Here is a 14,836-nt window from a genome sequence, read left to right on the forward strand (position 1 = left end):
TAGTTCAGCGGCCAGTCCGGGTTGAGTGCGGACTGGCCTGATGCAATATTTTCAATGCTTGCGGCGCGTCATCAGCCGCTCGTACGACGCCTTCAAATGGCGCTGCATCGACGCTTGGGCCTGAATGGCATCGCGCGCTTCGAGCGCGTCCAATATGTCCTTGTGCTCGCTTAACGCGGCCACCCAGGTTTCCTCCCCCTCAAAATGTACACGCAGCTTGGATGACAGCGGGCTATGCCGTTCATCGAAAAGACCCGCTACCGTGCGCACCAGCACATCGTTTCCTGACATCTGCGCGACGGCTAAATGAAACGCGCGGTCCGCCGCCAGCGGAATTTGCCCGTCCGCCACTTCCCGCGCCATGCTTTCGTAGATCTCGCGCAGCGCCTTGAGCGCCTTCGGTTTGCCGAACGCCGCAACATTCGCCGCTATCGCCCCCTCGATCACCATTCGCGCCGTCATGATTTCGAGCAGACTTTCGCCGAATTCCGTTCCCGGCGGCGGATTCGGACGCGATCCGGACGCGGGCGGCGCACAGATATAGACGCCCGATCCCATCCGGATTTCCACGCGCCCTTCCAGCTCCAGCGCCACCAACGCCTCTCTCACCGACGGCCTCGACACCCCCAGCATCAGCGCCAACTCACGCTCGGACGGCAGGCGACCGTTCGGCGCGAAGCCTTGTTCTTCGATCCGCGCGCGCAGTTTATCGGCGATCTGAAGGTAGAGACGACGCGTCTCAACGGGTTTGACAGCCACGAAGGCTCCTTATGTGGGCAGGCAGGCCGGACCGGCGGAAAGGCTAAATTCTAAACAACGATGCCCCGATGGTCAGGCCAAACCCCTAGCCGGCGCTAATTGGCTTGACCAATTCCGTTTTAGGAAACTAACATGCGTTCTGGTAAGGCCAAAAAAATCATCCTATTCCCATGAAAACTGTCATCTGCGAACAACCCGGCTCGCTCGTCCTGATTGATCGCCCATCGCCTGAACCCGGTATCGACGACGTTCTGATCCGCATCAAGCGTGTCGGCGTGTGCGGTACGGACTTGCATATCTACACCGGGAATCAGCCGTATCTATCGTATCCGCGGGTGATGGGGCATGAGTTGTCGGGGATCGTGGAATCCGCGCCGGCCGGCGCACGCGTGGCAAAGGGCGATCAGGTTTACGTGATGCCCTATCTGGCGTGTGGGAAATGTATCGCGTGCCGGGCTAAAAAGCCGAATTGCTGCATGAATATTCGCGTCCTGGGTGTCCATACCGATGGCGGCCTCGTCGAGCAACTCGCCGTGCCGCAGGCGTTTGTGTTCAAAGCCGACGGCGTGACGCTCGATCAAGCCGCAATGATCGAATTCCTGGCGATCGGGGCGCACGCTGTCGCGCGAGCCGACGTGCAGCCGAAACAGCGTGCGCTGGTGGTCGGCACCGGGCCGATCGGAATGGCTGCGTTGATCTTCGCCAAGCTGCGCGGCGCGGAAGTCACCGTGCTCGATGGCCGCGAGGACCGGTTGCGATTCTGCGAGACGCTGCTGAACGCCGACCATGTCGTGCGCCTGGATACGACCGGCGCCGCCGCGGATGCAAAACAGCTTGCGGAACTCACGGGTAACGAGTTTTTCGATATCGTCTTCGACGCCACCGGCAACGTGAAAGCGATGGAGCGCGGCCTGGAGTTTGTCGCACATGGCGGAAAATACGTGCTGATATCGATTGTTAGTGACCGAATCTCCTTCGCCGATCCCGAGTTTCACAAACGCGAGACGACCCTGCTCGCGAGCCGTAACGCCACGCCGGACGACTTCGAAACAGTGCTGAAGGCCATGCGAGCGGGATTCATTCCCACGGCGGCGCTGAACACGCACACGCTCAAGCTGAGTGATTTGCCGAGCGAATTTTCCAAACTGCTCGACCCGTCCGCGGGCGTGATTAAAGCACTGGTCGAGTGCTGACACGACCGTATAGACGATGAGCAATCCGATTCTCCAGTTCGGCACGAGCCGCTTTCTCCAGGCGCACGTCGATTTGTTCGTTGCGGAGGCTGCGCGACGTGAGCCGTCTCAGGCGCTCGGACGGATTACCGTCGTGCAGAGCACATCGAATGCTCCGAGCCGGGCGCGGATAGATGCGTTGCGCGCCTCAAGCGTGTACCCGGTGCGGATTCGCGGCCGGCAAGGCACGGCGACCGTCGACGTCACCGTTCAATGCGACGCGATCACCGAAGCCCTCAACGCCGCCGATGACTGGCCAACGCTACGTGAGCGCGTGCGGCACGACGTCAAGGTGATCGTGTCGAACACCGGCGATACCGGCTACGCCTCCTTTGAAAACGACATCGCGCGAAGCCTTGACGAAAACTCCGTCCCGCGCGGTTTTCCCGCCAAGCTGGCGCTCTTGCTACACGACCGGTTTATCGCGAGCGCCGAGCCGATGACCTTGCTGCCTTGCGAACTGGTATCGCGTAACGGCGACACATTGCGCGACCTGGTTATCGGCATGGCGAAGCAATGGCGAGCAGACGACGCGTTCATCCGCTATCTGCAACACGATTGCATCTGGGTAAATTCGCTGGTCGACCGCATTGTCTCCGAGCCGATACATCCCGTTGGCGCCATTGCCGAGCCTTACGCGTTATGGGCAATTGAACGCCAACCCGGCATGGTCCTTCCATGCGAGCACGAGGACATCGTCCTCACCGACGACCTCGCCCACTACGAGCGCCTCAAACTTCTGCTGCTCAACCTCGGCCATACGATGCTCGCGGAACTCTGGCTCGCAGATCAAGCCTCAGCCGATACCAACGTCCGCGACGCCATGCGCAACGAAGCATGGCGTACGACATTGGAATCGACATGGCGCGACGAAGTGCTGCCAATCTTCGATGCCCTCGGCGAGCACGACGCCGCACGCGCCTATCTCGTCGATGTCCGGGACCGTTTCGAGAATCCGTTCCTCGATCACCGGCTCTCCGACATCGCGCGTAACCACGCAGAGAAAAAACAACGCCGTTTCAAACAGGCTGTCGAGCTCGCGCATCAACTCGGCTTGAATATCGACCAGCGGCGGCTTATCGCGGCGCTGTCCTGAGGAATACTTACCATGCCTATCGATCACACCGTTATCCGCCTTCATCCCAACGACGATGTCGTGATCGCGACGCGTCAGCTCATGTCGGGCGCGCGCATTACGTCTGAAGTCGAGCCGCTTGTGGTGAGCGGGCTGATTCCGCCGGGCCACAAGATAGCGACGCGCGACATCGCCAAAGGTGAAGCCGTACGGCGCTACAACCAGATCATCGGGGTGGCACTGAATGCCATCTCGCGTGGCCAGCATGTTCATGTCCACAACCTCGGCATGGCGAATTTCGAGCGCGAGCACGAGTTCGGTGTCGATATCCGCGAAACCCATTTTGCCGATAAACCCGCCATATTCATGGGTATTCGTCGCGATGACGGTCGTGTGGCCACGCGCAATTACATCGGTATCCTGACGAGTGTGAACTGCTCGGCCACGGTGGCACGAGCTATCGCCGATCACTTTCGCCGCGATGTCCGTCCTGAAGCGCTCGCCGATTATCCGAACGTGGATGGCGTGATCGCGTTGACGCATGGTCTGGGCTGCGGCATCGATTCTCTCGGCGACGGCATCGCTATCTTGCGCCGCACCCTCGCGGGTTACGCCGTCCATCCGAACTTTCATTCGGTGCTGTTTATCGGCCTGGGCTGCGAGACGAATCAGATCTCAGGCATCCTCAATTCGGCTGGCCTGAAAGATAACGGCGCGAAACTGCGCAGCTTCACGATCCAGGACAGCGGCGGCACGCGCAAGACGATCGAACGCGGCATCGCGATGGTGAAAGAACTGCTCGCCGATGCCAACCGCGTCGAACGCGAACCCGTGCCGGCGTCGCATTTGGTGGTCGGATTGCAATGCGGGGGTTCGGACGGTTATTCGGGGATCTCGGCGAATCCAGCACTGGGCGCGGCCGTCGACCGCCTGGTTCAGCATGGCGGCACGGCGATTCTCTCGGAGACGCCCGAGGTCTACGGTGCGGAGCATCTGCTCACGCGACGGGCGGTGAGCCGGGAAGTCGGCGAAAAACTGCTGACGCGCATCAAGTGGTGGGAGGATTATTGCGCGCGAAACGGTGCGGCGATGGACAACAATCCATCTGCAGGGAACAAGGTCGGCGGCTTGACCACGATCCTCGAAAAGTCACTAGGCGCGGTGGCGAAAGGTGGCACGACAAAGCTCGTGGAGGTCTATGAATACGCTCAACCTATCGATGCGAAGGGTTTTGTGTTCATGGACTCGCCCGGGTACGACCCGGTCTCGGCGACAGGCCAGGTTGCGTCGGGTGCGAATCTGATCTGCTTCACAACAGGACGTGGCTCGGCTTACGGCTGCGCGCCCTCGCCTTCGCTCAAACTCGCCACGAACACGGCGCTGTGGGAGCGGCAGGAAGAAGACATCGATATCAACTGCGGTGGGGTTGTCGACGGAACGGCATCCATCGATCAGCTTGGAGAAGCCATTTTTCAGATGATGCTGGACTGCGCGTCGGGGGTTCCATCGAAGAGCGAAGCGCACGGTTACGGGCAGAACGAGTTCGTGCCGTGGCAGGTGGGTGTGATTACGTGATGGGTTTTGATTGATATTGGCGAAGCGCGCTGATCATCGTTTGTTTCTGTGCTTTTATCGTTTCGATGCCATTGATCGCGGCTAAGGCATTCTTGCGCGATATACGCCGGCCATATTCGTACGCTGCGGGAAATGACAAGTTGCCTGGAGCAACCGGTCGAAATCGACTGCGCATCAATTGCGACGGTGAAATGCAGCGTCGTGGCTCGCGCTCACCCGTGGGACATCGACGCGCGACGGACAGCGGCGACGGCAAGGGCGATCTGCGCCAACGAACCGCCTGCCTGGATAGCTGAGGTAGCGCGAAGGAACGCTGGCCAAAATCGACTGGGCATCGATCGATATGTGGCATCACGGCTCGCACTCACCCGTGAGACATCGACAACGGGCATCGATGCGCGACGGACAGCGGCGATTGCAAAGGCGATCTGTATCAACAAACCGCCTGCCTCGATAGCGGAGTCAGCGCGAAGGAACGCTTGCGAAAATCAACTGGGCATCGACTGTGGCGAAATAAAATCTAGCTCGCGCGACCATTTGCATTCCCGCGCCGAGGCATCGCGAGAAGTAGATCCGCCATCGTCCGGCGACCGTGCCTCAGCCGCGGGTAACCCGTCGGGCACTGGCGAATAAATACGTCGTCATGGGCAGCATTCGATCATCAGGCCGACGCGGCACAGCGCCTTAACCCGCCATCATTTTCAATGCCAGCGCCTCGGCCACTTCTATCCCATCGATCGCGGCCGAATAAATACCACCGGCATATCCCGCACCTTCGCCCGCCGGATAAAGACCATCGACATTCACGCTTTGATAATCGTCCTTTCGGCGAACTCGTATTGGTGACGACGTGCGCGTTTCGACGCCCGTCAGCACCGCATCGTGCATGGCGAAGCCGGGAATCTTCTTGTCGATCTGCGGCAATGCTTCACGAATCGCCTCAACCACGTACTCGGGCAATGCGGTGGTCAGGTCAGTCATACGAACGCCGGGTTTGTACGACGGTTCGACGGACCCCTGCTCGGTAGACGGCCGTCTCGCAATAAAGTCGCCGACCAACTGCGCCGGCGCACAGTAATCACCGCCGCCAAGCTCGAACGCGCGCTCCTCCCACTGCCTTTGAAACGCGATCCCTGCTAGCGGACCGCCCGGGAAATCGTCCGGCGTAATTCCGACGACAATGCCTGCATTTGCATTACGCTCATTGCGCGAATATTGGCTCATCCCGTTCGTGACGACACGTCCCGGTTCCGATGCTGCCGCTACCACCGTTCCACCCGGACACATGCAAAAACTATAGACCGCCCGACCGTTGCTGCAATGATGGACGACTTTGTAGTCGGCTGCGCCTAGTAGCTTATGGCCGGCAAATTTGCCGAACCGGCTCCGATCAATCAACCCTTGCGGATGCTCGATCCGGAACCCGAGCGAAAACGGTTTTGCCTCCATGTAGACGCCGCGATCGTGCAGCATCTCGAACGTGTCTCGTGCGCTATGTCCCACCGACAACACGACGTGGTCGCAGCGCAGCGTTTCGCCGTTCGAAAGCGTGAGACTTCGCACCTTGCCGCCATCGATCTCAATATCTTCGACACGCGATTCGAAGCGCACCTCACCACCGAGTTGATGAATTGTCGCGCGCATTTTCTCGACCATCCCCACCAGTCGGAACGTACCGATATGCGGGCGGCTCAGATAGAGAATGTCTTCGGGCGCGCCGGCAAGCACGAACTCTTCGAGCACCTTACGCCCGTAGTGCTTCGGGTCTTTGATCTGGCTGTAGAGCTTGCCGTCCGAAAACGTCCCGGCACCGCCTTCGCCAAACTGCACGTTCGACTCGGGGTTCAGCACGTTTTTTCGCCACAAGCCCCAAGTGTCCTTGGTCCGTTCGCGAACAGCCTTGCCACGTTCCAGGATGATGGGACGAAAGCCCATCTGCGCGAGAATCAATCCGGCGAACAAACCGCACGGTCCCATGCCGATCACTACAGGCCTCGGCGATGTCATCGACACCGGCGCCTTCGTGACGAATTTGTACGCCATGTCTGGCGTTACGGTGCAATGCGGCTGATCGTTCAGGTAACGAAGTGCGGCGGCTTCGTCCTTCACGTCGACATCGACGATGTACGTGAGTTTGATGTCTGAGCGCTTGCGCGCATCGTGCGCGCGACGGAATACCGTATAGCGGATCAGACCATCGGCGGGGACATGAATAAGCGCGAGACGTGAGCGAATTGCCGACTCGAGTTCGCTTTCCGAATGCTCAAGCGGCAGCTTGATTTCGCTTAGACGTAGCATGGGGACCTGTTTTACAAAAGCCGTGAAGACATCCGGCTAAAGCGGTATTTTAGCGTGTTGAAGAACGAGCAAGCCGGTGTGTTGTGGTGTTGGAAGCGAGTTGTATGAAGCGGCGTTCCGAAACGCAAAAACCCCACCTTTGTGGGGTGGGGTTTTTGTTTAGCTGCACAGGTTACGAGCAACAGATGAGGAGCCTGACGATTACCTACTTTCACACGGGAATCCGCACTATCATTGGCGTGGAGTCGTTTCACGGTCCTGTTCGGGATGGGAAGGGGTGGTACCGACTCGCTATGGTCATCAGGCATAAAGGGGTGTTGTGGTGGGGGTTAAGGCCATCACAACCAATCTGGGGAAGAAGTAGTCGAGTGCATGTGTTGAGCACGCCTCGTTATTACTGGTGTTGCTTGGGGTTGTGTTTAGTACTGGCACAACACTGATCTCAACCTTGCGCGTTCGTCTGGCACTGGGCCATAGGAGACACACTTGTTATAGGATCAAGCCTTACGGGCAATTAGTATCAGTTAGCTTAATGCATTACTGCACTTCCACACCTGACCTATCAACGTCCTGGTCTAGAACGACCCTTCAAGGAGCTTAAAGCTCCAGGGATATCTCATCTCAAGGCGAGTTTCCCGCTTAGATGCTTTCAGCGGTTATCTCTTCCGAACATAGCTACCCGGCGATGCCACTGGCGTGACAACCGGTACACCAGAGGTTCGTCCACTCCGGTCCTCTCGTACTAGGAGCAGCCCCCTTCAAATATCCAACGCCCACGGCAGATAGGGACCAAACTGTCTCACGACGTTTTAAACCCAGCTCACGTACCTCTTTAAATGGCGAACAGCCATACCCTTGGGACCGGCTACAGCCCCAGGATGAGATGAGCCGACATCGAGGTGCCAAACACCGCCGTCGATATGAACTCTTGGGCGGTATCAGCCTGTTATCCCCAGAGTACCTTTTATCCGTTGAGCGATGGCCCTTCCATACAGAACCACCGGATCACTATGACCTGCTTTCGCACCTGCTCGACTTGTCGGTCTCGCAGTTAAGCACGCTTATGCCATTGCACTATCAGCACGATTTCCGACCGTACCTAGCGTACCTTCGTACTCCTCCGTTACACTTTGGGAGGAGACCGCCCCAGTCAAACTGCCTACCATGCACTGTCCCCGATCCGGATCACGGACCAAGGTTAGAACCTCAAACAAACCAGGGTGGTATTTCAAGGACGGCTCCACCGAAACTAGCGTTCCGGTTTCATAGCCTCCCACCTATCCTACACAGATCGGTTCAAAGTCCAATGCAAAGCTACAGTAAAGGTTCATGGGGTCTTTCCGTCTAGCCGCGGGGAGATTGCATCATCACAAACACTTCAACTTCGCTGAGTCTCGGGAGGAGACAGTGTGGCCATCGTTACGCCATTCGTGCAGGTCGGAACTTACCCGACAAGGAATTTCGCTACCTTAGGACCGTTATAGTTACGGCCGCCGTTTACCGGGACTTCAATCAAGAGCTTGCACCCCATCATTTAATCTTCCGGCACCGGGCAGGCGTCACACCCTATACGTCCACTTTCGTGTTTGCAGAGTGCTGTGTTTTTATTAAACAGTCGCAGCCACCAGTTTATTGCAACCCCTTCACCCTCCTGGCGCAGGCCAGTCAAGCTACAGGGGCGTACCTTATCCCGAAGTTACGGTACCAATTTGCCGAGTTCCTTCTCCCGAGTTCTCTCAAGCGCCTTAGAATACTCATCTCGCCCACCTGTGTCGGTTTGCGGTACGGTCTTGTTAAACTGAAGCTTAGAGGCTTTTCTTGGAACCACTTCCGATTGCTTCGCCACCTAAGCGGCTCGCCTCACACCCTTGAATTCCGCGCCCGGATTTGCCTAAGCGCCTTCTCCAATGCAAGGACCGGGACTTCCAACACCCGGACAACCTTCCGCGATCCGTCCCCCCATCGCATTTAACAATGGTGCAGGAATATTAACCTGCTTCCCATCAGCTACGCATTTCTGCCTCGCCTTAGGGGCCGACTCACCCTACGCCGATGAACGTTGCGTAGGAAACCTTGGGCTTACGGCGAGGGGGCTTTTCACCCCCTTTATCGCTACTCATGTCAGCATTCGCACTTCCGATACCTCCAGCACACTTTTCAATGCACCTTCACAGGCTTACGGAACGCTCTCCTACCATGCGGGATAAATCCCGCATCCGCAGCTTCGGTATATTGCTTAGCCCCGTTACATCTTCCGCGCAGGACGACTCGATCAGTGAGCTATTACGCTTTCTTTAAAAGATGGCTGCTTCTAAGCCAACTTCCTGACTGTTTTAGCCTTCCCACTTCGTTTCCCACTTAGCAATATTTGGGGACCTTAGCTGGCGGTCTGGGTTGTTTCCCTCTTGACACCGGACGTTAGCACCCGATGTCTGTCTCCCGTGATTGCACTCTTCGGTATTCGGAGTTTGCTATGGCGTAGTAATCCGCAATGGACCCCACAACCATGACAGTGCTCTACCCCCGAAGGTGATACACGAGGCACTACCTAAATAGTTTTCGGAGAGAACCAGCTATTTCCAAGTTTGTTTAGCCTTTCACCCCTATCCACAGCTCATCCCCTAATTTTTCAACATTAGTGGGTTCGGTCCTCCAGTACGTGTTACCGCACCTTCAACCTGGCCATGGATAGATCACTTGGTTTCGGGTCTACGCCCAGCAACTGAACGCCCTATTCGGACTCGCTTTCGCTACGGCTGCCTTAATCAGTTAACCTTGCTACTGAACGTAAGTCGCTGACCCATTATACAAAAGGTACGCCGTCACCCCTTGCGAGGCTCCGACTGTTTGTATGCATGCGGTTTCAGGATCTATTTCACTCCCCTCCCGGGGTTCTTTTCGCCTTTCCCTCACGGTACTGGTTCACTATCGGTCGATCACGAGTATTTAGCCTTGGAGGATGGTCCCCCCATCTTCAGACAGGATTTCACGTGTCCCGCCCTACTTGTCGTACACCTAGTTCCACACATCCGCTTTCGCCTACAGGACTATCACCTGCTATGGTCACACTTTCCAGAGTGTTCGGCTAACGGTCGTGCTAAAGAGTACAGGCTGATCCCATTTCGCTCGCCACTACTTTGGGAATCTCGGTTGATTTCTTTTCCTGCGGTTACTTAGATGTTTCAGTTCACCGCGTTCGCTTCACTAGACCTATGTATTCAGTCTAGGATGACCCAGAAGGGCCGGGTTTCCCCATTCGGACATCTACGGATCAAAGCTCGTTTGCCAGCTCCCCGTAGCTTTTCGCAGGCTACCGCGTCCTTCATCGCCTGTGATCGCCAAGGCATCCACCACATGCACTTGTTCGCTTGACCCTATAACGAGTGTGTCTCTCCAAACACTACCCAGGTTGCCCCGGACCGTGTTTTTCTTCACCTCGCTATAGGTTGAGTATTCGTGTTGCGCCGTATTCCAAAGCAATCTTTCGATCACCTTTTCATACATTGATACAATCACAACCCTGATTCACCTACTCACACACCCATCTCTAAGTGTACTTTCGTGAATCTCTTTACTACTTCTTCCAGATTGTTAAAGAACGACAGCACAACTTAAAGCGCTATGCTTTAAGTTGCTTACTGACTGGCTCAATCGCCAATGCGTAATCACTCTCTTTATAAAGAATGCTATGCGTTGGTGATTGGTGGAGGATGACGGGATCGAACCGACGACCCCCTGCTTGCAAAGCAGGTGCTCTCCCAGCTGAGCTAATCCCCCAGTACCGCGATGCTGAAGGGTCCGTAGATTGGTTTGAATGCGATTAACTTTCGTCAATCACTTTCAAGCGAATCATGGTGGGTCTGGTTGGATTCGAACCAACGACCCCCGCCTTATCAAGACGGTGCTCTAACCAACTGAGCTACAGACCCTTAGCCTGTCTTCTTACAGCCGATAAGCGTGAGCGCTTTAGCACTTCACTTTGAAACGTTGAGCTCGAGAAAGGAGGTGATCCAGCCGCACCTTCCGATACGGCTACCTTGTTACGACTTCACCCCAGTCATGAATCCTACCGTGGTGACCGTCCTCCTTGCGGTTAGACTAGCCACTTCTGGTAAAACCCACTCCCATGGTGTGACGGGCGGTGTGTACAAGACCCGGGAACGTATTCACCGCGGCATGCTGATCCGCGATTACTAGCGATTCCAGCTTCACGTAGTCGAGTTGCAGACTACGATCCGGACTACGATCGGTTTTCTGGGATTAGCTCCCCCTCACGGGTTGGCAGCCCTCTGTTCCGACCATTGTATGACGTGTGAAGCCCTACCCATAAGGGCCATGAGGACTTGACGTCATCCCCACCTTCCTCCGGTTTGTCACCGGCAGTCTCCTTAGAGTGCTCTTGCGTAGCAACTAAGGACAAGGGTTGCGCTCGTTGCGGGACTTAACCCAACATCTCACGACACGAGCTGACGACAGCCATGCAGCACCTGTGTATCGGTTCTCTTTCGAGCACCCCCACCTTTCAGCAGGGTTCCGACCATGTCAAGGGTAGGTAAGGTTTTTCGCGTTGCATCGAATTAATCCACATCATCCACCGCTTGTGCGGGTCCCCGTCAATTCCTTTGAGTTTTAATCTTGCGACCGTACTCCCCAGGCGGTCAACTTCACGCGTTAGCTACGTTACTAAGTCAATGAAGACCCAACAACTAGTTGACATCGTTTAGGGCGTGGACTACCAGGGTATCTAATCCTGTTTGCTCCCCACGCTTTCGTGCATGAGCGTCAGTATTGGCCCAGGGGGCTGCCTTCGCCATCGGTATTCCTCCACATCTCTACGCATTTCACTGCTACACGTGGAATTCTACCCCCCTCTGCCATACTCTAGCTCGCCAGTCACAAATGCAGTTCCCAGGTTAAGCCCGGGGATTTCACATCTGTCTTAACGAACCGCCTGCGCACGCTTTACGCCCAGTAATTCCGATTAACGCTCGCACCCTACGTATTACCGCGGCTGCTGGCACGTAGTTAGCCGGTGCTTATTCTTCCGGTACCGTCATCCTCCCGCCGTATTAGGGCAGAAGTTTTCTTTCCGGACAAAAGTGCTTTACAACCCGAAGGCCTTCTTCACACACGCGGCATTGCTGGATCAGGGTTTCCCCCATTGTCCAAAATTCCCCACTGCTGCCTCCCGTAGGAGTCTGGGCCGTGTCTCAGTCCCAGTGTGGCTGGTCGTCCTCTCAGACCAGCTACAGATCGTCGCCTTGGTAGGCCTTTACCCCACCAACTAGCTAATCTGCCATCGGCCGCCCCTATAGCGCGAGGTCTTTCGATCCCCCGCTTTCTTCCGTAGATCGTATGCGGTATTAATCCGGCTTTCGCCGGGCTATCCCCCACTACAGGACACGTTCCGATGTATTACTCACCCGTTCGCCACTCGCCACCAGGGTTACCCCCGTGCTGCCGTTCGACTTGCATGTGTAAGGCATGCCGCCAGCGTTCAATCTGAGCCAGGATCAAACTCTTCAGTTCAATGCCTGTTACTGTTTTCTATTCTTGCGAATAGGTCGCTCACTCAACGTACTGACAAGTTCCTCCCATCTTCCCTTTCGGAAAGACGCTCAAAACCTACCTTAATACTAGTGTGAGACTTGATACTTTCGCTTCACGGCAGCGTCTCCCGAGAAACCCCGGAAAACACCACCACGCTTCTCAGCAAAACACCAAGCGCCCACACTTATCGGCTGTTAGTTTTTAAAGAACATTCGCTCAAACCGCAAAGCCCCAACCCTCAGAACCCCACCGCTTTCGCGTCGCTGCTCGTGCAGCACAGAAACGAGATTATGTCCTGCGTTTCGCTTTCCGTCAACAGGTTTTTTACCGCTTCGTGACAAACATCATCTCGACCACCTGGACTTTCCAATTCCGTCGAAGCACCGTCCTGCTTGGCTCTCCGGGTACCGAAATTGAACAGCTAACGCCCTTACTTCCCGCTTCTCTTCGCCTCATCCAGAAGCGAAGAGGCCGAATTCTAGTGCCCCCTCAGACGTTGCGCAAGGGGTTTGTGAAAAGATTATTAATGGCACGTGAAGAGTCTGCGCGAATCCAGCGAAATATGAGGAAGAACTACGACCAGACACGCGTGATTGCTCGCTGAGAAGACCTTCTGATGAATATGCGGAATCGATCGGGGGCGAGTCGCTATCGCACCCTTTGGCATCGGGCATCGGCCGATCAAGTCTCAAGTACCAAGCGCCTCGAAGACCGTGGTGATTTACTCGACTTCGTGCCGCACTGTTTCGGAAATTTGCTTCCCGGCGCCATCTCGGAAACTCTCCCGGTTTCCGAACCAGATGCTGCTTTGCAGCGAATGACGACGCAAAGATGCCGGCCAAGACCCCCAAGGACCACCCCCATCGCGCTATTCAGCATCGAGCGATTGAAGCCGCCGAAAACAAAAAACCCCGCAGACCGTTACCGGGCGCGGGGTTCAATACATCTTGGTACTTCATGAAAAGCTAAACTGGTGCCGGCTGCAGGACTCGAACCCGCCACCTTCTGATTACAAATCAACTGCTCTACCTGATGAGCTAAGCCGGCGAAGTCAGCGATTTTACTTCATTTGACGACCTTGAGGTGGCCTCGACCAGATGATTTCGACCCATCGTCGTCAGGAGGCGACTCATTGTCATCTCGTGCGTCGCGTGCTGACGCCGTCGTCTCACGGTGCTCGATCCGCTCAGCCCCACTTTCCTCCGGACCCAGCTCCGACGAACGCGGCCCGTTCTCGCCCGACACGTCCGGCGCCGCGCCGATCGCAGCGGGATCGACGGGAAAGGCCATGCCCTGGCCATTCTCTCGTGCATAGATAGCCAGCACGTTGGTGACCTGCACTTCGATCTTGTGCGACTTGCCAGAAAAGCGTGCACTGAACTCGATCCACTCATTGCCCATCTGCAACTGGCTCGTAGCCTCGAAGCTGATGTTCAGCACGATCTCATCATTGCGCACGAACTGGCGCGGCACGCGCGTGCCGTTGTCGACCCGCACCGCGATATGCGGCGTAAAGCCGTTATCCGTGCACCACTCGTAGAGCGCGCGCAGTAGATAAGGCTTGGTGGATATTTCTTGCATCGACTTGCCCTCGATCGATGGGGAGCGCCGCCGGTCGAGCCGGCGCGCCCGCCAATCGAAAATATTAGCGACGCATTACCTTTTCCGAAGGCGTCAGCGCTTCGATGTAGGCCGGACGGCTAAAAATTCGCTCGGCGTACTTCATCAACGGCGCAGCGTTCTTCGACAGCTCGATGCCATAGTGATCCAGGCGCCACAGCAGCGGCGCGATGGCGACGTCGAGCATGGAAAACTCTTCGCCGAGCATGTACTTGTTCTTCAGGAAAATGGGGGCGAGTTGCGTCAGGCGATCGCGGATGGCGTTGCGCGCCTTCTCGTGATTCTTTTCCGCAGCCTTGCCCTTTTCGTTTTCCAGCGTGCCGACGTGCACGAACAGCTCTTTCTCGAAGTTCAGCAGGAACAGGCGAGCGCGAGCGCGTTGCACCGGATCGGCGGGCATGAGTTGCGGATGCGGAAAACGCTCATCGATGTATTCGTTGATGATGTTCGATTCGTACAGGATCAGGTCGCGTTCGACCAAAATGGGAACCTGGCCGTACGGATTCATCACCGCGATGTCTTCCGGCTTGTTGAACAGGTCAACGTCGCGGATTTCGAAGTCCATGCCCTTTTCGAACAACACCAGCCGGCAGCGCTGGGAGAACGGGCAGGTAGTGCCGGAGTACAAAACCATCATGATTAAAAGTCCCTTCAGAAAAACATAAGGGCCAGCGTGCGAAAAGCGCCTGCTAGGAGGCGCTTCGTCCACGCTGACCCACACCGATCG

At 56.4% G+C, this 14,836-nt stretch carries 7 protein-coding genes, 3 tRNA genes and 3 rRNA genes; 3 read left to right on the forward strand and 10 right to left on the reverse strand.

Features of this window, described 5'->3' with window-relative positions:
* Positions 1–51: 51 nt before the first annotated feature.
* A complete protein-coding gene (locus tag ACSQ36_RS17245; protein WP_436182817.1) occupies positions 52–759 on the reverse strand; it encodes a FadR/GntR family transcriptional regulator in 708 nt (235 codons plus the stop codon).
* A 170-nt stretch (positions 760–929) separates the two neighbouring features.
* Between ACSQ36_RS17245 and ACSQ36_RS17250 the strand changes: the two genes are divergently transcribed.
* From ACSQ36_RS17250 to ACSQ36_RS17260, 3 genes are read left to right on the forward strand one after another with little or no spacing between them, the layout of a single operon-like run.
* The gene (locus ACSQ36_RS17250; protein WP_436182818.1) at positions 930–1,952 is read left to right on the forward strand and encodes a zinc-binding alcohol dehydrogenase family protein; all 1,023 of its coding nucleotides are present in this window, start codon (positions 930–932) and stop codon (positions 1,950–1,952) included.
* A gap of 16 nt (positions 1,953–1,968) precedes the next feature.
* A complete protein-coding gene (locus tag ACSQ36_RS17255; protein ID WP_436182819.1) occupies positions 1,969–3,087 on the forward strand; it encodes a mannitol dehydrogenase family protein in 1,119 nt (372 codons plus the stop codon).
* Between the two features lie 12 nt (positions 3,088–3,099).
* Positions 3,100–4,641 carry a UxaA family hydrolase gene (locus tag ACSQ36_RS17260; RefSeq protein ID WP_436182820.1) on the forward strand — a complete coding sequence of 514 codons (1,542 nt, stop codon included), beginning with the start codon at positions 3,100–3,102 and terminating at the stop codon, positions 4,639–4,641.
* Positions 4,642–5,325: 684 nt separating this feature from the next.
* On the opposite strand, the gene ACSQ36_RS17265 is transcribed toward ACSQ36_RS17260, so the two are convergent.
* The 9 genes from ACSQ36_RS17265 to ACSQ36_RS17305 form a co-directional block, all read right to left on the reverse strand.
* The gene (locus ACSQ36_RS17265; protein WP_436182821.1) at positions 5,326–6,939 is read right to left on the reverse strand and encodes an NAD(P)/FAD-dependent oxidoreductase; all 1,614 of its coding nucleotides are present in this window, start codon (positions 6,937–6,939) and stop codon (positions 5,326–5,328) included.
* 192 nt (positions 6,940–7,131) lie between these two features.
* Positions 7,132–7,244, reverse strand: a 5S ribosomal RNA gene (rrf, locus tag ACSQ36_RS17270).
* 188 nt (positions 7,245–7,432) lie between these two features.
* Positions 7,433–10,313, reverse strand: a 23S ribosomal RNA gene (locus ACSQ36_RS17275).
* A 327-nt stretch (positions 10,314–10,640) separates the two neighbouring features.
* A tRNA-Ala gene (locus ACSQ36_RS17280) sits at positions 10,641–10,716 on the reverse strand.
* Positions 10,717–10,791: 75 nt separating this feature from the next.
* A tRNA-Ile gene (locus ACSQ36_RS17285) sits at positions 10,792–10,868 on the reverse strand.
* A gap of 69 nt (positions 10,869–10,937) precedes the next feature.
* Positions 10,938–12,468, reverse strand: a 16S ribosomal RNA gene (locus ACSQ36_RS17290).
* The 16S, 23S and 5S rRNA genes sit together here with 2 tRNA genes alongside, the layout of an rRNA operon.
* Before the next feature lie 992 nt (positions 12,469–13,460).
* Positions 13,461–13,536 (reverse strand) — tRNA-Thr (locus ACSQ36_RS17295).
* An 18-nt stretch (positions 13,537–13,554) separates the two neighbouring features.
* The gene (locus ACSQ36_RS17300) at positions 13,555–14,070 is read right to left on the reverse strand and encodes a ClpXP protease specificity-enhancing factor (RefSeq protein WP_436182822.1); all 516 of its coding nucleotides are present in this window, start codon (positions 14,068–14,070) and stop codon (positions 13,555–13,557) included.
* 64 nt (positions 14,071–14,134) lie between these two features.
* Positions 14,135–14,746 (reverse strand): glutathione S-transferase N-terminal domain-containing protein, encoded by a 612-nt coding sequence (locus tag ACSQ36_RS17305; RefSeq protein ID WP_031362199.1) that lies wholly within the window; start codon positions 14,744–14,746, stop codon positions 14,135–14,137.
* Between the last annotated feature and the right edge of the window lie 90 nt (positions 14,747–14,836).

This window comes from Caballeronia sp. LjRoot34, assembly GCF_964253815.1.
Lineage (GTDB): Bacteria > Pseudomonadota > Gammaproteobacteria > Burkholderiales > Burkholderiaceae > Caballeronia.